General features: G+C 67.9%; 21 protein-coding genes. 9 read left to right on the top strand and 12 right to left on the bottom strand.

Annotated features, from left to right (window positions below; all coding sequences use genetic code 11):
• Window positions 1-118 precede the first annotated feature (118 nt).
• A complete protein-coding gene (phbB, locus tag LQ772_RS12150) occupies window positions 119-859 on the top strand; it encodes an acetoacetyl-CoA reductase (protein ID WP_231321131.1) in 741 nt (246 codons plus the stop codon).
• 147 nt (window positions 860-1,006) lie between these two features.
• Here the strand turns inward: phbB and LQ772_RS12155 are convergent, their stop codons facing one another.
• Window positions 1,007-1,792, bottom strand: a complete 786-nt coding sequence (locus tag LQ772_RS12155) for a tRNA threonylcarbamoyladenosine dehydratase (RefSeq protein WP_231321132.1) — start codon at window positions 1,790-1,792, stop codon at window positions 1,007-1,009.
• Window positions 1,793-1,929: 137 nt separating this feature from the next.
• Here LQ772_RS12155 and LQ772_RS12160 point away from each other — a divergent pair, with 137 nt between their 5' ends.
• From LQ772_RS12160 to LQ772_RS12170, 3 genes are read left to right on the top strand one after another with little or no spacing between them, the layout of a single operon-like run.
• Entirely contained in the window at window positions 1,930-2,325 is a 396-nt protein-coding gene (locus LQ772_RS12160; protein ID WP_231321133.1) for a cytochrome c, read from the top strand.
• Between the two features lie 30 nt (window positions 2,326-2,355).
• Complete coding sequence (locus tag LQ772_RS12165) at window positions 2,356-3,714, top strand: sensor histidine kinase (RefSeq protein ID WP_231321134.1); 1,359 nt, start codon at window positions 2,356-2,358, stop codon at window positions 3,712-3,714.
• Window positions 3,711-4,727, top strand: a complete 1,017-nt coding sequence (locus tag LQ772_RS12170; RefSeq protein ID WP_231321135.1) for a response regulator — start codon at window positions 3,711-3,713, stop codon at window positions 4,725-4,727. Before LQ772_RS12165 ends, LQ772_RS12170 begins: the two co-directional genes overlap by 4 nt.
• 139 nt (window positions 4,728-4,866) lie before the next feature.
• Here LQ772_RS12170 and LQ772_RS12175 read toward each other — a convergent pair whose 3' ends face one another.
• From LQ772_RS12175 to LQ772_RS12200, 6 genes are all read right to left on the bottom strand, one after another.
• Window positions 4,867-5,196: an Mpo1-like protein gene (locus LQ772_RS12175; protein WP_231321136.1), complete on the bottom strand. Its 330-nt coding sequence runs from the start codon at window positions 5,194-5,196 to the stop codon at window positions 4,867-4,869.
• A gap of 205 nt (window positions 5,197-5,401) precedes the next feature.
• Window positions 5,402-6,277: a pirin family protein gene (locus tag LQ772_RS12180; RefSeq protein ID WP_231321137.1), complete on the bottom strand. Its 876-nt coding sequence runs from the start codon at window positions 6,275-6,277 to the stop codon at window positions 5,402-5,404.
• An 18-nt stretch (window positions 6,278-6,295) separates the two neighbouring features.
• Complete coding sequence (locus LQ772_RS12185; RefSeq protein ID WP_231321138.1) at window positions 6,296-7,369, bottom strand: NADH:flavin oxidoreductase/NADH oxidase; 1,074 nt, start codon at window positions 7,367-7,369, stop codon at window positions 6,296-6,298.
• Between the two features lie 102 nt (window positions 7,370-7,471).
• Window positions 7,472-8,329 carry an alpha/beta hydrolase family protein gene (locus tag LQ772_RS12190; RefSeq protein WP_231321139.1) on the bottom strand — a complete coding sequence of 286 codons (858 nt, stop codon included), beginning with the start codon at window positions 8,327-8,329 and terminating at the stop codon, window positions 7,472-7,474.
• 96 nt (window positions 8,330-8,425) lie between these two features.
• Window positions 8,426-8,635 (bottom strand): cold-shock protein, encoded by a 210-nt coding sequence (locus LQ772_RS12195; RefSeq protein WP_091333775.1) that lies wholly within the window; start codon window positions 8,633-8,635, stop codon window positions 8,426-8,428.
• 259 nt (window positions 8,636-8,894) lie between these two features.
• Complete coding sequence (locus tag LQ772_RS12200; RefSeq protein ID WP_209614482.1) at window positions 8,895-9,104, bottom strand: cold-shock protein; 210 nt, start codon at window positions 9,102-9,104, stop codon at window positions 8,895-8,897.
• Window positions 9,105-9,422: 318 nt separating this feature from the next.
• Here LQ772_RS12200 and LQ772_RS12205 point away from each other — a divergent pair, with 318 nt between their 5' ends.
• Window positions 9,423-9,917, top strand: coding sequence for a hypothetical protein (locus LQ772_RS12205; RefSeq protein WP_231321140.1), 495 nt, complete (start codon window positions 9,423-9,425; stop codon window positions 9,915-9,917).
• Between the two features lie 55 nt (window positions 9,918-9,972).
• Here the strand turns inward: LQ772_RS12205 and LQ772_RS12210 are convergent, their stop codons facing one another.
• The gene (locus LQ772_RS12210; protein ID WP_231321141.1) at window positions 9,973-11,247 is read right to left on the bottom strand and encodes a winged helix-turn-helix domain-containing protein; all 1,275 of its coding nucleotides are present in this window, start codon (window positions 11,245-11,247) and stop codon (window positions 9,973-9,975) included.
• A gap of 121 nt (window positions 11,248-11,368) precedes the next feature.
• Here LQ772_RS12210 and LQ772_RS12215 point away from each other — a divergent pair, with 121 nt between their 5' ends.
• Complete coding sequence (locus LQ772_RS12215; RefSeq protein WP_231321142.1) at window positions 11,369-12,049, top strand: hypothetical protein; 681 nt, start codon at window positions 11,369-11,371, stop codon at window positions 12,047-12,049.
• 211 nt (window positions 12,050-12,260) lie between these two features.
• On the top strand, window positions 12,261-13,349 hold the full coding sequence (locus tag LQ772_RS12220; RefSeq protein WP_231326032.1) for a phospholipase A: 1,089 nt from the start codon (window positions 12,261-12,263) through the stop codon (window positions 13,347-13,349).
• Window positions 13,350-13,400: 51 nt separating this feature from the next.
• On the opposite strand, the gene LQ772_RS12225 is transcribed toward LQ772_RS12220, so the two are convergent.
• Window positions 13,401-13,883, bottom strand: coding sequence for an FKBP-type peptidyl-prolyl cis-trans isomerase (locus LQ772_RS12225; protein ID WP_231321143.1), 483 nt, complete (start codon window positions 13,881-13,883; stop codon window positions 13,401-13,403).
• Between the two features lie 100 nt (window positions 13,884-13,983).
• On the opposite strand from LQ772_RS12225, the gene dacB reads away from it, so the two are divergent.
• Complete coding sequence (dacB, locus tag LQ772_RS12230; protein WP_231321144.1) at window positions 13,984-15,489, top strand: D-alanyl-D-alanine carboxypeptidase/D-alanyl-D-alanine endopeptidase; 1,506 nt, start codon at window positions 13,984-13,986, stop codon at window positions 15,487-15,489.
• Window positions 15,490-15,542: 53 nt separating this feature from the next.
• Here the strand turns inward: dacB and LQ772_RS12235 are convergent, their stop codons facing one another.
• A complete protein-coding gene (locus tag LQ772_RS12235) occupies window positions 15,543-16,028 on the bottom strand; it encodes a glutathione peroxidase (RefSeq protein WP_231321145.1) in 486 nt (161 codons plus the stop codon).
• A 100-nt stretch (window positions 16,029-16,128) separates the two neighbouring features.
• Here LQ772_RS12235 and LQ772_RS17350 point away from each other — a divergent pair, with 100 nt between their 5' ends.
• Entirely contained in the window at window positions 16,129-16,260 is a 132-nt protein-coding gene (locus LQ772_RS17350; protein ID WP_256445228.1) for a hypothetical protein, read from the top strand.
• Window positions 16,261-16,264: 4 nt separating this feature from the next.
• Here the strand turns inward: LQ772_RS17350 and pncB are convergent, their stop codons facing one another.
• Window positions 16,265-17,446, bottom strand: a complete 1,182-nt coding sequence (gene pncB / locus LQ772_RS12240; RefSeq protein ID WP_231321146.1) for a nicotinate phosphoribosyltransferase — start codon at window positions 17,444-17,446, stop codon at window positions 16,265-16,267.
• 43 nt (window positions 17,447-17,489) lie between these two features.
• Complete coding sequence (locus LQ772_RS12245; RefSeq protein WP_231321147.1) at window positions 17,490-17,876, bottom strand: thioredoxin family protein; 387 nt, start codon at window positions 17,874-17,876, stop codon at window positions 17,490-17,492.
• Window positions 17,877-18,003 lie beyond the last annotated feature (127 nt).

An 18,003-nucleotide genomic window follows, 5' to 3' on the forward strand; every position in this document is an offset into this window, starting at 1 on the left:
TTTGCCGAAAGCAACCGCGACTGGATTCACTGGCAGGCCGGCAGCAGTTGTCATGAAGTTGGGGTATACATGCAAGGGCACGCCAGCACCGGCGTGTTCTCACCGGGAACTGCACGCAATGAACCCACGCACCGCACTGGTCACCGGCGGCACGGGCGGCATCGGCAGCGCGATCGTCCGCAACCTGGCGCGCCAGGGACACAAAGTCGCCACCAACTACCGCGACGCGACCCGGGCCGAGGCCTGGCGCGCCCGCATGTCAGCCGAAGGGATCGACGTGTGCATGGTGCCGGGCGACGTGGCCGACCCGGTCTCGGCCGAAGCCATGGTGCGCGCGGTGGAAGCGCAGTGCGGGCCGATCCAGATCCTGGTCAACAACGCCGGCATCACCCGCGACGCCACCTTCCACAAGATGGACTACCAGCAGTGGACCGAGGTGGTGAACACCAACCTCAACGCCTGCTTCAATGTCACCCGTCCGGTGATCGAGGGCATGCGCGCGCGCCGCTGGGGCCGCATCGTGCAGATCAGCTCGATCAACGGCCAGAAAGGCCAGTACGGCCAGGCCAATTACGCCGCGGCCAAGGCGGGCATGCACGGCTTCACCATCTCGCTGGCGCAGGAGAATGCGAAGTTCGGCATCACGGTGAACACGGTTTCGCCCGGCTACGTCGCGACCGACATGGTGATGGCGGTGCCCGAGGAGGTGCGCGAGAAGATCGTGGCGCAGATTCCGATCGGGCGACTGGGCAAGCCGGAGGAGATCGCTCACGCGGTGGCGTTCTTCACCACCGAAGAGGCCAGCTGGATCACCGGATCGAACCTGGCGATCAACGGCGGGCATTACATGGGGTGGTGATGTAGCTCCCTCCCTCTTCGGGGAGAAGGGCTGGGGCGAGGGGCCACTCTTACGGAAAGCTGCAAAGTGGCCGCTCTTATGCGCGCTTCCCCCGAGCCACGGCGCTTCACCTCGGTCCGCTTCCCAGCGAGGGAGGCGGAAGACGAGCTACTTCTCCAGCACCTTTTCCAGCACCTTTCCCACCGCCGCAAACGCGAACGCCCCGGTGATGTGGGTGGCCGCCCCCAGCCCGCCGCCGCAGGCCAGGTTGAGCGAATCCCCACCCGGCGGGCGCAAACCACAGACCGAGCCGTCCGGCTGCGGGTACTGCACGTTCTGCAGCGAATACACCGCCGATACGCCGAAATAGCGGTCCGGATTGCGCGGGAAATTGAAATCCTGCCGGAGCTTCTTGCGGATCAGGCTGAACATCGCATCGTGCTCGGTGCGCGAAAGATCGCGCACGCGGATCTGCGTGGGATCGGTTCGGCCGCCGGCCGAACCGACGGTGACCATCGGCAGCTTGCGCCGGCGACACCAGGCGATCGCCTCGAGCTTGACGCGGAAGGCGTCGCAGGCATCGAGCACCACGTCGTAGCCGCGGTCCAGCAAGTCGTCCAGCGTGGCGGTGGTGAGGAAGCGCTCGATCGCCTCCAGCCGGATGCGCGGGTTGATCGCATGCGCGCGCTCGGCCATCACGCCGACCTTGGGCTTGCCCCACTGGCCGTCCAGCGCGTGCAGCTGGCGGTTGGTGTTGGACAGGCAGACATCGTCGGCATCGATCAAGGTCAACCGGCCCACGCCGCTGCGCGCCAACGCCTCGACCGCCCAGGAACCGACACCCCCGATGCCGACCACGCAGACGTGAGCGCCCATCAGTCGCTCGATGGTTCCACGTCCGTACAGGCGCTCGACGCCTTCGAAGCGTTCGACCGGATAGTGCGGCCCGGTCATGCGGCCTGCCCGGGGACGAGGTGGATGCTGCCTGCCATCGCGTGCGGTTTCCTACGCGGAAAAGCCCATTTTACGGCTACGAAAGCCGCCAATGCTTCGGTATTCTGGCTGTTCACAACTTCCAAGGGCGGTCCACCATGAATGCACGTTCCGCACTCCTGATCCTGCTCGGCCTGGTCATCGGCGTCCTCGGCACCGTCTTCGCCATGAAGGCGCTGGGCAATCGCAACCCCATGCCGCACGCGGTGATGACAGTGATGGGCCACCACATGGGCGCGCTCGGCCAGGCGGTCAAGACCAAGCAGTGCGACGCCGCGCAGGTCAACGACCACTTGCTGCGGCTGCAGTCGACCGCATCGGACATCCCCGTCGCCTTCCCGGGCGCCGAGCAGGATTTCCTCGACCATTCCGGTCGCCTGCGTACGGCCCTGCAGGGCGCGGTGCAGGCGCATCCGACCGACTGCGCGGCGCTCGCCCAGGCGATCAAGCCGGTCGGCGACGCCTGCCAGTCCTGCCACGAGCAATACCGGTAAGCCAAACGCCAACGGCCGGATGCCATGTTGATGCCAGGGACGACCGACACGACGCACCGCCGCCGCTCGCGGCTGCAGCAGCTGCGGCGGCGGGTGGACAATGCGATGTTCACCCGCGCGCGCTACTCGCAGCCGATGATGCCGGTGATGTGCCTGCTCGGCGGGCTGTTCATGCCGCTGTACTGGTTCCTGTGGACCTATGTGCTGCCGCAGCCCTACAGCAACCTCGGCCTGCACCTCGCCGGCTGCGCGGCGCTGCTGCCGCTGGCGTGGCAACGCTGGTGGCCGCGCTCGTTCAAGCCGTGGCTGCCGCTGTACTGGTACGCGGTGATCACGTTCGTGCTGCCGTTCTTCTTCGGCTACCTGTGGCTGCGCAACGGCGGCACGATCGTCTGGATGGGTGCGCACCTGTTCTCCATCTTCATCACCATGATGCTGTTCGACCTGGCCAGCTTCGCGCTCATCTGCAGCCTGGGCACGGCGCTGGCCGCGCTGGCGTTCCAGCTCGGGCCGCACGGGGCCTGGCCGTGGCACGCGCTGTTGCAATACGCACCGCTGCTGGCGCTGACGCTGATCCTTGGGCCGCTGGCCAGCCTCTCGCAGAAGTTCGCCGACGAGGCCAAGGTCAAGGCGCTGATCGGCGCTTCCAACAACATCGCGCACGAGCTGCGTACGCCGCTGGGCTCGGTGCAGATGGCCGGTCGCGCGATTGGCCGGTACCTGCCCAACCTGCTGGAGAGCCACCGCGTGGCCGAGCGCGCCGGACTGCCCGTGGCCGCGCTGCGCAACCCTCACCTGCAGGCCCTGCAGCGCGGCATCTCGGTGATCGAACACGAGGTCAACCACGCGCACACCGTGATCGACATGTTGCTGATGGCGGCCAGGCCGATGGGTACGCTGCAGCTCGAGCCGCTGCAGGCGCGCGCCTGCGTGGCGCAGGCGCTGGCGCGCTACCCGTACGCCTCGCAGGCCGAGCGCGAGCGCGTGCAGCTGTCGGCCGAGCCCACCGACTTCGTGCTGATGGGTTCGGAGACGCTGCTTACGCACGTGCTCTTCAACCTGTTGCGCAACGCGCTGTTCCACACCGGCCGGGCCGGCAAGGGCGAGATCCACGTGAGCCTGGACAGCGATGCGGGCGGCCACTGCATCCGCGTGCGGGACACCGGGCCCGGCATCCCGCCCGACGTGCTGCCGCGCATCTTCAACCGCTTCTATTCCTACAGCGAAAGCCGCGACGGCACCGGGCTGGGCATCGGCCTGGCTTTCTCCCAAAGTGCCGTCGAGCGCATGGGCGGTCGAATCAGCTGCCGCTCGCGCTGGGGCGAATACACCGAGTTTTTCGTGGCGTTCCCGCCATGCGTGCCAACAGGACAGGGACTTCCGGCATGAGCATCGACTTTCACGGCGACATCCTGCCGTTCCACTTCCCCACCACCACGCTGCTGGTGGACGACCACGAGACATACCTCGACAGCATGCCCCTGCTGCTCGATCCGGCCCTGCGCCTGCGCAGCTACAGCTCGCCGCGCAAGGCGCTGGCCGAACTGGGCAGCCACGGCATCCGCGCCGTGCCGGGTGGCGGCTGGATGTACCACTGGAAGGACCGCTCCTCGCAGACGCGCGAACTGGTCGCACTGGACATCGATTCCATCCACCGCGTGATGTTCGACCCGGAGCGTTTCGCCGAGGTGTCGGTGGTGGTCGTGGACCTGACCATGCCCGAGATGGATGGCATTTCGTTCTGCCGCGAACTGGCCAATCCCCACATCGGCAAGATCCTGCTGACCGGCACCGCCGACGACTGCACCGCCATCGAAGCCTTCAACGCCGGCGTGATCGACCGCTTCATCCGCAAGAGCGATCCGCAGGCGATCGACAAGCTGCAACTGGCCATCCGAGCGCTGCAGCGGCGCTACTTCGAGCGCGTGGGCGGGTTCGTGGCCGAAGCGCTGGCGCTGGGCAACGTGCGATTCCTGCGCGACCGCGCCTTCCAGCAGGCCTTCCGCGGCCTGGTCGGCGACTTCCCTGCGGTGGAGTGCTACCTGCACGTCAACCCCACCGGCCTGCTGCTGCTGGACGAGCGCGGCCGCGGCCGCTTCGTGCTGGTGCAGACCGACGAGGACCTGCGGGCGCACTACGAGATCGCCAGCGACCTGGGCGCCCCGGAAGTACTGCTGGCCGCGTTGCGCGAAGGCGACCGATTGCCATGGTTCGGCGAGGGCGACGGCTACTTCCACGAAGGCATCCGCGAAACGGAAGCGCTGCTGCACCCGGCCGTGACCGTGCGCGGCGAGCAGTGGTACCACTTGGCGGTGATCGAGGACGTCTCCCGCTTCCAGCTCGGCAAACTGCGCAATTACCACGACTGGCTGGGTGAGCAGGACCAGGCCCTGGGGGCCTGATGACCTGGCAGGGGCTTCAGCCCGCCATGGCATCGAAGCGCCGGGTCGAGGCCCATCCTAGCCTGCAGTAACTCTCTTGGCCGGGCCCGAGAGTCGGCAGTCGCGCCCAAGGGTCCACAACGGTTTCGCAGGCGGTTCGCTACATCCGCTGGCGGCCGCGCAGGATCTGCCAGTACATCACCCAGTCGCCGGCCAGGCTGTAGAGCGGATGGCGGAAAGTCGCCGGGCGGTTCTTCTCGAACACGAAATGCCCGACCCAGGCGAAGCCATAACCGGCCAGCGGGGCCAACCAAAGCCAGCGTGCGTCGCGGGTCACGAGCGCCACGGCGATCACCAGCAACACCAACGTACTGCCGGCGAAATGCAGCCGGCGGCAGGCGGGATTGCGGTGTTCGCCCAGGTAGTAAGGGTAGAAATCGCGGAAACGGGTCGGACATGGCGCAGAACGGTATCCGGCGAGCGATGCCACGAGCGTGCGCCTACCCGGCACCGGGTACAAGCCAACCCGCGTTCCGAAATTTCCGATCGCCAGGAGCGCAAACGCGCGGCGCAGGGGTTGAGGGGCAAGCCAGGCCCTGGAACCGCTCGCACAGGTGCGCTTCGACTTCGCTCGCTGGCGAGCTCCGCACGGCGCGAGCGGTCGTTCAGGTAGCGCAAACCAGTGCTCGGTCTCCTCAGTGCTCCGGGAGCGGGATGAATTCCTTGTCGTCGCCCGGCACCACGCCGAAGTGCCCGGCCGCCCAGTCGGCCTTTGCACGCTCGATGCGCTCGCGCGAGCTGGCCACGAAGTTCCACCACAGATGCCGCTCGCCATCCAGCGGCGCTCCGCCGAACAGCATCAGCCGGCTTGGCGCGCGCGCGCGCAACGGCACCGCGGCGTTTCCGCCCTGCACCGCCATGCGGTCGGCGCCGACCACGACGTCGCCCATTTCCACTTCACCTTCGACCACGTACACGCCCCGCTCGGCGTGCTCGCGCGGCCATTCCAGCGTGGCGCCTTCGGCCAGGTTGGCCTCGATCAGGAACATCGGTGCGAACACCTTCACCGGTGAGCGCTCGCCGTAAGCGGTGCCCGCGATCAACAGCAGTTCGGCGCCATCCCGGCCGATGCGCGGCAGCTCCCCCGCGCCGTGGTGGTGGAACTCCGGTGGGACTTCCGCATCCTCGCGCGGCAGCGCCACCCACAGCTGGATGCCGTGCAGTCGCTGGCCGTCGCGGCGCTCGTCCGGCGGCGTGCGTTCGGAATGCACGATGCCGCGGCCGGCGGTCATCCAGTTGACCTCGCCCGGGCGGATGTCGGCCAGGCTGCCCAGGCTGTCGCGGTGGCGGATCGCCCCCTCGAACAACCACGTGATGGTGGCCAGGCCGATGTGCGGATGCGGTCGCACGTCCATGCCCTTGCCCGGCGCGAAGTCGGCCGGTCCCATGTGATCGAAGAACACGAACGGGCCGACGTGCCGCGCCAGCAGCGCGGGCAGCAGGCGTCGCACCGTGAACCCGTCGCCCAGGTCGTGTTTGCGTCCTTCGATCAATCGTGGCGTGTGGTCCATGTGTCGGTCCTCCGGGCGCTACCAGGCGCGCTGATACTGTACCGGCGCGACCAGCGACACGCCCAACTCCTGTGCGGCGCGGCGGGGGAAGTACGGATCGCGCAGGCTCTCGCGGGCGATCAGCACCAGATCCGCCTCGCCCTTCTCGATGATGCCTGCCGCCTGGGCGGATTCGGTGATCAGGCCCACCGCGCCCGTGGCGATCTCCGCCTCGCGCCGGATCCGCGCGGCGAACGGCACCTGGTATCCGGGGCCGACCGGAATCTTCACGTGCGGCACCACGCCGCCGCTGGACACGTCGATCAGATCCACGCCCAGCGACTTGACCTCGCGCGCCAGCCGCACGCTTTCCTCCACGCTCCAGCCGTGTACGCCCTCGCTCTCCGGTGCCCAATCCGTCGCGGAGACGCGCAGCCATAGCGGTAGCGTGTCCGGCCAAACCTCGCGTACGGCCGCCAGCACCTCGCGCACCAGCCGCGTGCGGTTTTCGAAGCTGCCGCCATAGGCGTCGGTGCGATGGTTGCTGAGCGGCGAGAGGAACTGGTGCAACAGGTAACCGTGCGCCGCATGCACCTCGACCAGCTGGAAGCCCGCGGCGAGCGCGCGCCTGGCGGCCGCACGAAAGTCGTCCACCACCTTGCGCAGTCCTGCGTCGTCCAGCGCCTGCGGCGTATGCCAGCCCTGATCGAACGGGATCGCCGAAGGCGCCACCGTTGGCCAGTCGCCCTGCCCCGCCGCCAGCGGACCGCCGCCCTCCCACGGACGCTGCGCGCTGGCCTTGCGCCCCGCGTGCGCCAGCTGCACGCCCGCGACGGCGTGCTGGCCGCGGATGAAGGCGGTGATCGGCTTCCAGGCGGCCACCTGTGCGTCATTCCAGATACCGGTGTCGCCGGGCGAGATGCGCCCCTCCGGCGAGACCGCGGTGGCTTCGGCGACCACCGCCGCCGCACCGCCCACCGCACGGCTGCCCAGGTGCACCAGGTGCCAGTCATGCGGCACGCCGTCGGTCGCCGAGTACTGGCACATCGGCGCGACGACGATGCGGTTGCGCAGCGTCAGGCTGCGTTGCTCAAAGGAAGTGAACAGGTTCATGCGGTGGCCTTGTCGAAAGACAATGCCATCAGATGACGCCGTGTGGGCTGGGCTTCAAGAGGCAGGGCCGTGCGCGCTCTTCGTGCGGGCCCATCGTGACTCCTAGGCTTGCGATTCCAGCCAGCCCGTGATGCGCGCGGCGACCGGCTCGGGCGTCTTCATCCAACCGAAATGGTCGGCCGTCCCATGCAGGTCATCCGGTGTGAGCACCGCGCGCGTGATGCGCGCGCGGGACAGCTTGCCGAGCAGCCATTCCAACGAGGCTGCCGGACCCAGCCAGTCGTCGCACGGACGCAGCGCAAGGAGCGGGCCGGCAAACGTTGCCATGCCCGGCTCCAGGTCGCCCACGCCTGCGGCGGCGTAACGGCCGGTGCGTCCGCTGCGCGCCCAATCGACGATCACCCCGCGCGCCTCGTTGCCGCCGAAGCCGATCCGACGCCCGGGAAAATGCCCGAACAGTCGGGCCAGCACCGGCGCCGCCACGTATGCCGTGGCGATCAGCCAGGCGCGGCGGAAGTTCTTCCAGTAGGGCGAGCCACTGGCCACCAGCACCAGTCCCGCGATCTGCGCGGAATGCCTTCCGGCGAACATCGTCGCCAGTTGCCCGCCGAGGCTGTGGCCACCCAGGTAGCCGGTGGTTCCTGGCCAGGCGGCGCCCACGGCGGCGAATCCTTGCGGCAGGTCGTCCTGAAGCAAGGTGCGGTAGCCCCAGTCCTGGCGCCTGGACGCGCGCCGGTCACTGGAACCGATGCCGCGCCACTCGTGAAGCGCCACGCCGAGGCCGCGCGCCGCCAGCGCCTGGGCCAGCGGTAGGTAATGCTTCGCCGGCACACCCATCGCGGGCAACCAGTAAAGCCAGCGCCCGCCCATCGGCTCCCCGACCAGCAACAACTGGCTGGCCGCGCCGTCGGAGGCAGTCACGCGGATGACCCGCACAGCAGCGGTCGGATTGGCGTCCATGAAAACCTGCCGAAAAGTCCAAGGCTAGCGAGGCCGCGGCGCACGCACAAAAAAAGGCCGGCTTGCGCCGGCCCTTTTGAAAAGACTCCGCCTGTCTCAGGCTGGTGCGACCTCGTCGGCCTGCAGGCCCTTCTGGCCCTGCACGACCTTGAAGCTGACCTTCTGCCCTTCTTTCAGGCTTTTGAAGCCCGTGCCGCTGATGGCACGGAAATGCACGAAGACGTCGGGGCCACTCTCCCGGCTGATGAAGCCAAAGCCCTTGGCGTCGTTGAACCACTTGACGGTGCCAATCTCACGATCCGACATGACTCACTCCGTTCTGCACGATGCTGAGACAAGTCGACCTCCCCTTTGGCCGACGACTTACTGGGCATGCAGGGAGCGGGTGGAGCGAGGCGCGATTCGGACGAATCCCGCTTCGGGGCACGCACGTGGACCGAGCAGACACAGTGCCCCAAGCATAACGGAAATTTCGCCAAGGCAAGCGGGCCGCGAAACCGACCTTTCGGACACAAAAAAGCCGGGCATCGCTGCCCGGCTTTCGTAGCTTTCGCGGAGGAACCGCTTAGGCCGGCATGACCTCGTCGGCCTGCAGGCCCTTCTGGCCCTGCACGACCTTGAAGCTGACCTTCTGGCCTTCCTGCAGGCTCTTGAAGCCGGTGCCGCTGATGGCACGGAAATGCACGAACACGTCCGGACCGTTGTCGCGGCTGATGAAGCCGAAGCCCTTGGCGTCGTTGAACCACTTGACGGTACCGATCTGACGATCAGACATGAAACACTCCACTAGGTTTAATCAAAGAGACTCGACCGCCGCAACGTGCGGGGCCGACTTACTGGTGTGCAAGGAAAACCCTAGGGGTGATTCGATGAAGCGCCGGTCGGCGGCATCGGGCCACGTGACTCTGGTGACCCCGGCAAACGCAGTGGGCGCATCATAGCCGGTACCGATCCCCTGTGCGACCGACATGGCTGAACGGCGGAAGGCCCGCCAGCACGGGAAATTTCAGATTTTCTTCACAGTGCCGTTTGTCTAGTGTAGAGGTCGCCAGCCTCGTTGCCGGCCTTGCCTGTCGCCAGAGGAACGCCCGCCATGAAGCTCGCCCTTCCACGCCTGACCATTACCCTGCTCGGCGTCGGCCTGATGCTGACCGGTTGCGCAAACCATCCGGCCCGTTCCGGCTCGACCGGGACCAGTGGGTCGCAGTCGGCATCGGAAACCCCGGCGACACCCCGGGCCCAGCCGAGCGAAAGCCGCGGTGCGGGCCACGCCAGCCATGGCAACCACGCCGCCGCGGCCGGCACACCGGAACAGGCGAGCAAACTGCCCGACAGTACCGGGATTCCGGCGTGCGACGACTATCTCGCCAGCTACGTGGCCTGCCATCGCGCCGCGCAGGTCTACAAGCCCAACGAGATCCAGGGCCGCTACGAAGCCATGCGCACCAGCCTGCTGCGCGACTCGCAGGATCCGGCCATCCGCCCGAATCTGGCCACGCGCTGCAACTCGCTGGCGAGCCAGTTGCGCCAGGCGTTGCACGGCAAGTCCTGCGAAGGCGCGCCGGCCGCGTCACGCAGCAGCGACTGATCTGTCCTGATCGCTCGCCCGCCCGTCCTCCGGCGGGTGAGGTTTCGCCGGTCGCTTAACGCGCCGCCTTCCAGTTTGCCCGCAGGGCCCGTCCGAACGCTGCCGGCTCGCTACGCTCGAGCCGAATCTCCGGCGTCCCATGCCAGGTGGCCGTGCGCGCGATCGCATCGCCCACATCCGCAACCAAGCGCGGGGTAACCTCCTGGCCCGGTTCCAGGAACAGCGCCTTGATCTCGAATACGCCCTCGCCGCGGTGTGCCTTGGCATCCAGTCGCCCGACCAGGCTGCCGCGATGCAGGATCGGCAGCACGTAGTAGCCGTAGCGGCGCTTCGGCGCGGGCGTGTAGCACTCGATCGCGTACTCGAAATCGAACATGGCTTGCGCGCGGGCGCGGTCCCACACCAGCGGATCGAATGGCGAGAGCAAGGCCGTATGAGTCGCACGCAACCGGCCGGCGCGCGCCTTGTCGAGCGATGGCGCATGCTCGCGATGCACGTAGCCGGGCACGCTCCAGCCCTGCACCGGTACCGCCAGCAGTTCGCCCGCCGCGACCAGAGGCGCCAGTTCCGCCTCGTCCACCGCGGGCTTGAGCCGATAGTAATCGGCGACCCAGCGCGCCTGGGCGATGCCCAGCGCACGTACGCTGTCGAGGATGAAGCGCCGACGCAGGCCGGATGTGTCGAGCTGGCTCGGAACGAACGGCGGATCGAGCCTGGCGAGGACGCGCTCGGCCAGGTCGTAGACCCGCTGGAAACGCTCGCGCCGGGGGATCATCAGCTCGCCCAGCGCGAACCAGGCCTCCAGCCAGCGCTTCTCCGGCTTCCATTCCCACCAGCCGCTGACGCCGCGGTCGGCGCGCGGGAAATCGGCCGCGCGCACCGCGCCCTGCGCCCGGATCCGCTCGAGCAGTTCGTCCATGTCGGCGCGGTGGTCCCGATGCATGCGCGCGGCATGGCGGTGCGCCCAGTGCGCGCCGCGCTCACGCCAGGCGCGGTGCATGGGCAGGTCGGCCGCGGGCACGAAACAGGCTTCGTGCGCCCAGCACTCGGCGATGCGTCCCTGGGCCAGCGCGTCGTCGAGCCAGGCGCCGTCGTAGTCGCCCAGGCGCGCATGCAGCACCAGGTAAGGGCTGCGCGCCACCACATGGATGGAATCGATCTGCAGCAGGCGCATGCGCTCGATCGCCCCGACCACGTCGGCGGGCCGCGGACGGCGATCGAACGGCTGCAGCAGGCCCTGGGCGGCCAGGTGCAGCCGACGGGCCTGCGACAGGCTCAACGGCGCGATCTGGCTGGGTAAAGCGGAAGACAACGTGGTCTGGGACTTCACGGAACCCTGCTGCGCAAGATGAGGCCGCGTTTACAAATCGTTTGTTAGCGTGCCGGAAGCGCGGCGACCCCATCGAATGCGTTCAACCCGCGCCCCCGCATTCTGGCATGGAGTATCGATAATGAAATTCCGCAAGCCATGGCTGTCCGCCCTCGTCGCCAGCTCGCTGCTGGCGTCCGGGGTCCTGATGGCGCAGGACGTGCCGACGCCCCCGACACCGCCACCGCCGCCGACGGATCCGGGGACCCCCGCACCCCCGCCGCCGACCACCCCGATGCCGCCTCCCCCGGCCGGCGCGCCGCAGTCGAACATGCCGCCGACACCACCACCGCCGCCCGACCCGAATTCCACGCCGCCTGCCCCACCGACCAGCTCCGGCATGCAGACCATGCCGCCGCCGGCGTCGAGCGCGCCTCCGCCGATGGGCAACGATTCGGGCGGCATGAATGGCAACCAGGGCATGCAAAACGGCATGGACCATAGCGGGAACATGGATGCCAATGGCAACGCGAATGCCAACGGAAGCATGAACTCCCACGGCAACATGGACTCCAATGGCGACGCGAACGGTGCCGGCATGAATGCCGGTGGCAACGCCAACGTGGAATTCAAGTCCTCGATGCCGCCGGCTTCCTCCGCCGGCCCGGCGCCGGACTTCAGCCAGCTGGCCAACGGCAAGAAATCCATCACCCTGCAGGAAGCGGCCAGCTATCCGCCGCTGGCCAACGATTTCGACTATGCCGACAAGAACCGCGACGGTCGCGTCACGCAGCGCGAGTACGAAGCCTGGCAGTCGCATTGAGTTTCGCTCGACACTCCCCTCGCCGGCTGCCTGCAGCCGGCTTTTTTTTTTGGCCGGTCTTGGCCGACCACGGCCGGTGCGAAACATGTGCCTGATGGGGCGACGCCTCCTGGTTTCCGTGCATCTCCGCGTAGGCCCCTGCCTCCCGTCACGACCGGTTGGGATGCCGCTCGCTAGACTCGCGCCTTTGCCGTAGGGAGCGACGTCCTTGATCAAGCACGGTACGGCCGCGGTAGTCGCGGTACTTGGCGGCCTGTGGGCCTGCGCGGCGCACGCGCAGAACCCCGATCCGATGGACATCCGCGCCTGCACCGCCATCGAAAGCGACGCGCAGCGGCTGGCCTGCTACGACCACGCCACCGGCCGAGTGAACCTGCCGGTGGCGAAGAAGCGCGCGGACGAGGAAACCCGGTTGCCCAGCGTGTTCGGGCACGACCGCCTCCCGGGCCAGGTCGCCGCACGCGAAAATCCGGAGGTGTCCACGCCGATGTCACTGCTGGACAGTCGCTGGGAACTGGCGCCGGAAGCCAAGCTGGGGACGTACAACGTACGCGGCTACAAGCCGGTGTTCCTGATGCCGGTCTTCGCCACCAGCAACCAGAACGAGCGCCCGCAAAGCCCCAATCCGCTCAACACCGTGACCCACCCGGAGCAGCTGGAGAACATCGAGGCGAAGTTCCAGATCAGCTTCAAGACCAAGTTGTGGCAGGGCGTGTTCGGCGACGCGGGCGACCTGTGGCTGGGTTATACCCAGTCCTCGCGCTGGCAGGTCTACAACGACCATGCCTCGCGGCCGTTCCGCGAGACCAACTACGAGCCCGAGGCGATGCTCGTGTTCGACACCCACTACCAGGTGTTCGGATGGGACGGTCGCCTGCTCGGCATCGGCATCAACCACCAGTCCAACGGCCAATCCAACCCGCTCTCACGCAGCTGGAATCGCGTGGTCGCCAACGTGGGCTTCGAGCGCGGCGACTGGACGGTGATGCTGCGCCCCTGGTGGCGCATTCCCGAGGGGGGCACGGACGACAACAACCCGGACATCAGCGACTACATGGGTCGGGGCGACGTCCAGATCGTGCGCGAGTGGAACGGCCAGGAGTTCGGCATGATGCTGCGCCATTCCTTCCGGGGCGGCAGCCGCAGCCACGGCGCGGCGCGGTTCACCTGGAGCTTCCCGCTGGCCGGCAACCTGCGCGGCTACATGGAAGTGTTCAAGGGCTACGGCGAAAGCCTGATCGACTACAACCACAACGCCACGTACCTGGGGCTGGGCGTTTCGCTGCTCGACTGGTACTGAGCCTCACGCCATGCAGGAGCCCGTTTGCAGGCTCCTGCATGGTGGCCCGGCTCAGTGGTGGTGGCCGCCCGGGCCGTGCACGTGGCCATGCTGCAGTTCTTCCGCGCTGGCCTCACGCACGTCGGTCACCTCGACGTTGAAATGCAGGGTCTGCCCCGCGAGCGGGTGGTTGCCGTCGATGTGCACCTTGTCGTCGTCCACGCGCACCACGGTCACATTGATCGCGCCCTGCGGGCCGCGACCCTGGAACTGCATGCCCGGCTGGATGTCCTCCACGCCCTGGAAGGCCTCGCGCGGCACTTCCTGCATCAGTTCCGGATGGCGCGCGCCGTAACCTTCCTCGGGCGATACGTCGACCTTGAACTGATCGCCTGCCTGGCGGCCGGCCATCACCTTCTCCAGGCCCGGCACGATCTGCCCGGTACCGTGCAGGTAGGACAGCGGCTCGCGCCCTTCGGAGCTGTCGATGACGCGTCCTTCGTCGTCGGTCAGCGTGTAGTGGAAGGAGGCGACGGTGTTGTCTGCGATCTGCATGGCATTCTCGTTGTCGGTGAATGGGCCAGTTTAACAGCTCACGGTCGAGGGCCTGTCACACCGGCCTGCGCCGTTGCGCCATGGTTGCGATACTTCGGGCATGAAGATTGCCCGCTTGCCTTTCCTGCTCGCCCTCGTCCTGCTGCCATTGCACTCCATGGCGATGGACCTGCACGCCACGCGCGCGGCCATCGATTCGCGCATCGCCCAACCGCGTTTCGCCGCCGCGCGCTGGGGCATCGCCGTGGTCTCGCTGGACAGCGGCCGCACCCTGTACGTGCACGACGCCGACAAGCTTTTCCAACCCGCATCGACCACCAAGCTGTTCACCGCGGCGCTGGTACTGAACAGCCTGGATGCCGGCTACCGCATTCCCACCCGCGTGCTGGGCGCCACCCCGGAAAAACGCGGGCGCGTGCAGGGGCCACTGGTGCTCTACGGCATGGGCGATCCGTCGCTCGGCACCGATCCGTCCACCGCGGGCTGGGCCGACGCGCTGGCCGATCAGCTGGCGGCCAAGGGCGTACGCCGCGTACACGGCGACCTGGTGGCCGATGCCACCTATTTCGCCGGACCGGCGATCGGCAACGGCTGGGAAGCGTTCGACCTCCTTGCCGGCTTCGCCGCGCCGGCCTCGGCGTTGAGCGTGTACGAAAACCAGTTCCAGCTGAAGGTGACGCCTGCGGCACGCGCAGGCGAGCCGGCCGGACTGGCTTTCGATCCCGCCGGCGCGGCGATACCGTTGGATAACCGCCTGCTCACCGTACCGGCCGGCACCGCGAGCGACGTCAACCTTTACCGCGATTCCGGCGACCTGCTTCTGCACGCCTTCGGCTCGGTACCGGCGCAGTCATCACCGCGAAGCTTTCATCTGGCCATCGCCGACCCGGCACGGCTGGCCGGCCAGACGCTCCTGCGGGCGCTGGAGCGACGCGGCATCGATGTCGATGGCGAAGTGCGCGTGCTCTACTGGCCGCAGCAGGATGCGACGCTGCAGGCGGGCACGCGCGTGCTGGCCCAGCTGGAGTCGCCGCCACTGGCGACATTGCTGCGCGAGGGCCTCAAGCGCTCGCAGAACCTCTATCTGCAGAACCTGCTGCAGCTGGCCGGCGCGCGTGCCCACGCCGCGGCGGCTAACGACCCGGCCGCACCCACCGGGTTCCTCAGTGCGGCCGACTGGGGCATCCACGCGCTGCATCAGCTGCTCGATCGCATCGGCATCCCGCCCTCGGTCAGCCTGATCGGCGAAGGCACCGGACTGTCCCGGCGCGACCTCGCCACGCCGAACGCGCTGGTGCGCCTGCTCGCCTTCCTCGCCAACGGGCCGGGCGCCGGCCACCTGCGCGACATGCTGCCGGTGGCAGGCGTCGACGGCACGCTGGCCGGGCGCATGCGGGGCACGCTTGCCGCGGGCAACGTGCACGCCAAGACCGGCAGCATGACGTACGTGAACTGCCTGGCCGGCTATGTCACCAGCGCGGCGGGCGAACACCTGGCGTTCGCGATCCTGCTCAACGACTACGTGCCGCCGCAGGGGGTATCGGCCAGCGCGGACGTCGATGCGATCGCCGTCCTGCTTGCCGAGCTGAGCGAACGATCCCAGTAGGCGCGTCCTCGGGCGCGACCGCCATGCTGGTCGCACCAGGGGCGGCGGAGGAATCAGCCCTTGACCCGCTTCGCCAGATCCGCGCCGATCTTCTCCGGCGTATCCGTCGGCGCGTAGCGCCTGACGACCTGCCCCTCGGGATCGACCAGGAACTTGGTGAAGTTCCACTTGATCGCCTCGCTGCCGAGCACGCCCTTGCCCTCGCGCTTGAGCCAGCGGTAGAGCGGATGCGCATCGGCGCCGTTGACCTCGATCTTGGCGAACAGCGGAAAACTCACCTCATAATTGAGGCTGCAGAACTGGCGGATCTCCGCCTCGTCGCCTGGCTCCTGGTGGCCGAACTGGTCGCACGGAAAACCGAGCACCGTCAGTCCACGCTCGCGCCACTCCCGCCACAGCGCCTCCAGTCCGGTGTATTGCGGGGTGAAGCCGCACTTGGAGGCGACGTTGACGACCAGCAGCCAGCGCCCGCGCCACTCGGCGAGCGAGCGCTCCTGGCCATCGATGTCGCGGGCGGAAAAGTCGTAGACGCTGCTCATGCACGGGCTCCCGTAAGGTGTCGGCGAGTCTACGCCGCCAGCGGCATATGCACATGAGCGATGGTCATTTCCCGACGTGCGGTCCGGAGGCGATGCTGCCGTGATGCACCTCGTCCTTTCCGCCCTGGTCGCGCTCGCCACCCTCGTGTTGCTGGGCTACGCGGCATGCCGCGAGGCGCCGCGCCGGCATGTGCGCGTGCGTGCGCGCCGCGACCGCCACATCGGGCTGTAGCGACTCAGGCTTCCGGCGGGATGTCGAACACCTGCCGCAGGTAAGCCACGTAGGCCGGGTCCTCGCACATGTTCTTGCCCGGCGAATCGCTGAGCTTGGCCACCGGCTGGTCGTTGCAGCGGACCATCTTGATCACGATCTGCAGCGGCGTGGGCCCCACGTCGTTGGTCAGGTTGGTGCCGACGCCGAACGCCAGCTGGCAGCGTCCGTGGAAGTGGCGGTAGAGCTGCATCACGCGTGGCATGTCCAGCGCGTCGCTGAACACCAGGATCTTGGTGCGCGGATCGACGCGGTTGGCGCGGTAGTGCGCCAGCACCTTTTCGCCCCAGACGAACGGATCTCCCGAATCGTGCCGGGTACCGTCGAAGAGCTTGCAGAAATACATGTCGAAATCGCGCAGGAAGGCGTCCAGACCGTAAACGTCCGATAGAGCGATACCGAGGTCGCCGCGGTACTCCTTCGCCCAGGTTTCCAGCGCCACGCGCTGCGAATCGCGCAGCCGCGGGCCCAGGGCCTGGTGCGCCTGCAAGTACTCGTGGGCCAGCGTGCCCAGCGGAGTGAGCCGGAGCTTCCACGCCATCCACACGTTGCTGGTGCCGGCCAGCTGCTCGCCGAGGCCGTCGCGCAGCGTGCGCACCACTTCCTCGTGCCATTCGCGCGAGAAGCGCCGGCGCGTGCCGTAGTCGGCGATGCGGCAGTCGGCGTACTCCCGGTCCGCGCGCAGCAGCTCGATCTTGGCCTCGAGCCGCGCGCGGCCCTCGGCGAGATCTAGGCCCGGGCGGGTGCGGCGGAAGTACACCTCGTTGACGATCGCCAGCAGCGGCACCTCGAACAGGATCGTGTGCAGCCACGGTCCGCGGATGTGGATCTCGATCTCGCCGTTGGCCGCCGGCGAAGGGGCGATCTCCACGTACTTGGCGTTGAGCTGGAACAAGCCCAGGAAGTCGACGAAGTCGCTCTTGATGTAGCGCCAGCCGCGCAGGTAGTCGAGCTCGTCGCGCGTGAAGCGCAGGCCGCACAGCGCGTCGAGCTCGGCGCGGATCTCGTCGATGCACGGCACCAGGTCGATGCCCGGCGTACGGCACTTGAAGCGGTACTCGACGTGCGCCGCGGGGTAGTGGTGCAACACCACCTGCATCATCGAGAACTTGTACAGGTCGGTGTCGAGCAGGGACTGGACGATCATGCGCTGGCCTGGCGGGAACCGGCACATGGCCGGATCGGACGCATTATCCCTGCGGCGACGCCAGCGCGGCGAGCTGGGTGTCGATCGCATGCACGAAGGCGTCGGCGCCCGGCCAGCTGGTGATGCGCCCGAGCTTGCGGGAACCGGCGAACACGAAGAACGCCGGGATGCCGTGCAAGCCGAAGCGGGTGGCCATGCCGGGATCCTCGTAGACGTTGTCGTGCAGCCATTGCACGCGCGACCACTGGAAGCGTTCGCGCGCCAGCAGCATGGCTCGCTTGGCGATATCGCAATTGGGGCAATCGCGGCCCCACAGGAACAGGACGGTCAGGTCCCGGGCGGATTCGGACAGCGCGGCATCGAGTTCCGACTCGAGCACGCTGCGCATGGGGAACTGCTCGAAGAAGTGGGGAACGGTGGTATCGGCCATGGCTTCGACGTTGGGGCGTGGCGGGCGGGTGCAAGGCGCAGCGCCATGCAGGCCTCAGGCATCCTGCTCCGCCCGCACCGCCTGGCCAGGCCGCAGGCCGGAGCGGGCCGGCCGGCGGGCGGGCCGA

Source organism: Frateuria edaphi (assembly GCF_021117405.1).
Classification (GTDB): domain Bacteria; phylum Pseudomonadota; class Gammaproteobacteria; order Xanthomonadales; family Rhodanobacteraceae; genus Frateuria_A; species Frateuria_A edaphi.

Coding starts and splice junctions, on each gene's coding strand:
- phbB (WP_231321131.1), top strand. CDS start 119: ATGAACCCACGCACCGCACTGGTCACCGGCGGCACGGGCGGCATCGGC.
- LQ772_RS12155 (WP_231321132.1), bottom strand. CDS start 1,792: ATGACCGGGCCGCACTATCCGGTCGAACGCTTCGAAGGCGTCGAGCGC.
- LQ772_RS12160 (WP_231321133.1), top strand. CDS start 1,930: ATGAATGCACGTTCCGCACTCCTGATCCTGCTCGGCCTGGTCATCGGC.
- LQ772_RS12165 (WP_231321134.1), top strand. CDS start 2,356: ATGCCAGGGACGACCGACACGACGCACCGCCGCCGCTCGCGGCTGCAG.
- LQ772_RS12170 (WP_231321135.1), top strand. CDS start 3,711: ATGAGCATCGACTTTCACGGCGACATCCTGCCGTTCCACTTCCCCACC.
- LQ772_RS12180 (WP_231321137.1), bottom strand. CDS start 6,277: ATGGACCACACGCCACGATTGATCGAAGGACGCAAACACGACCTGGGC.
- LQ772_RS12185 (WP_231321138.1), bottom strand. CDS start 7,369: ATGAACCTGTTCACTTCCTTTGAGCAACGCAGCCTGACGCTGCGCAAC.
- LQ772_RS12190 (WP_231321139.1), bottom strand. CDS start 8,329: ATGGACGCCAATCCGACCGCTGCTGTGCGGGTCATCCGCGTGACTGCC.
- LQ772_RS12195 (WP_091333775.1), bottom strand. CDS start 8,635: ATGTCGGATCGTGAGATTGGCACCGTCAAGTGGTTCAACGACGCCAAG.
- LQ772_RS12200 (WP_209614482.1), bottom strand. CDS start 9,104: ATGTCTGATCGTCAGATCGGTACCGTCAAGTGGTTCAACGACGCCAAG.
- LQ772_RS12205 (WP_231321140.1), top strand. CDS start 9,423: ATGAAGCTCGCCCTTCCACGCCTGACCATTACCCTGCTCGGCGTCGGC.
- LQ772_RS12215 (WP_231321142.1), top strand. CDS start 11,369: ATGAAATTCCGCAAGCCATGGCTGTCCGCCCTCGTCGCCAGCTCGCTG.
- LQ772_RS12225 (WP_231321143.1), bottom strand. CDS start 13,883: ATGCAGATCGCAGACAACACCGTCGCCTCCTTCCACTACACGCTGACC.
- dacB (WP_231321144.1), top strand. CDS start 13,984: ATGAAGATTGCCCGCTTGCCTTTCCTGCTCGCCCTCGTCCTGCTGCCA.
- LQ772_RS12235 (WP_231321145.1), bottom strand. CDS start 16,028: ATGAGCAGCGTCTACGACTTTTCCGCCCGCGACATCGATGGCCAGGAG.
- pncB (WP_231321146.1), bottom strand. CDS start 17,446: ATGATCGTCCAGTCCCTGCTCGACACCGACCTGTACAAGTTCTCGATG.
- LQ772_RS12245 (WP_231321147.1), bottom strand. CDS start 17,876: ATGGCCGATACCACCGTTCCCCACTTCTTCGAGCAGTTCCCCATGCGC.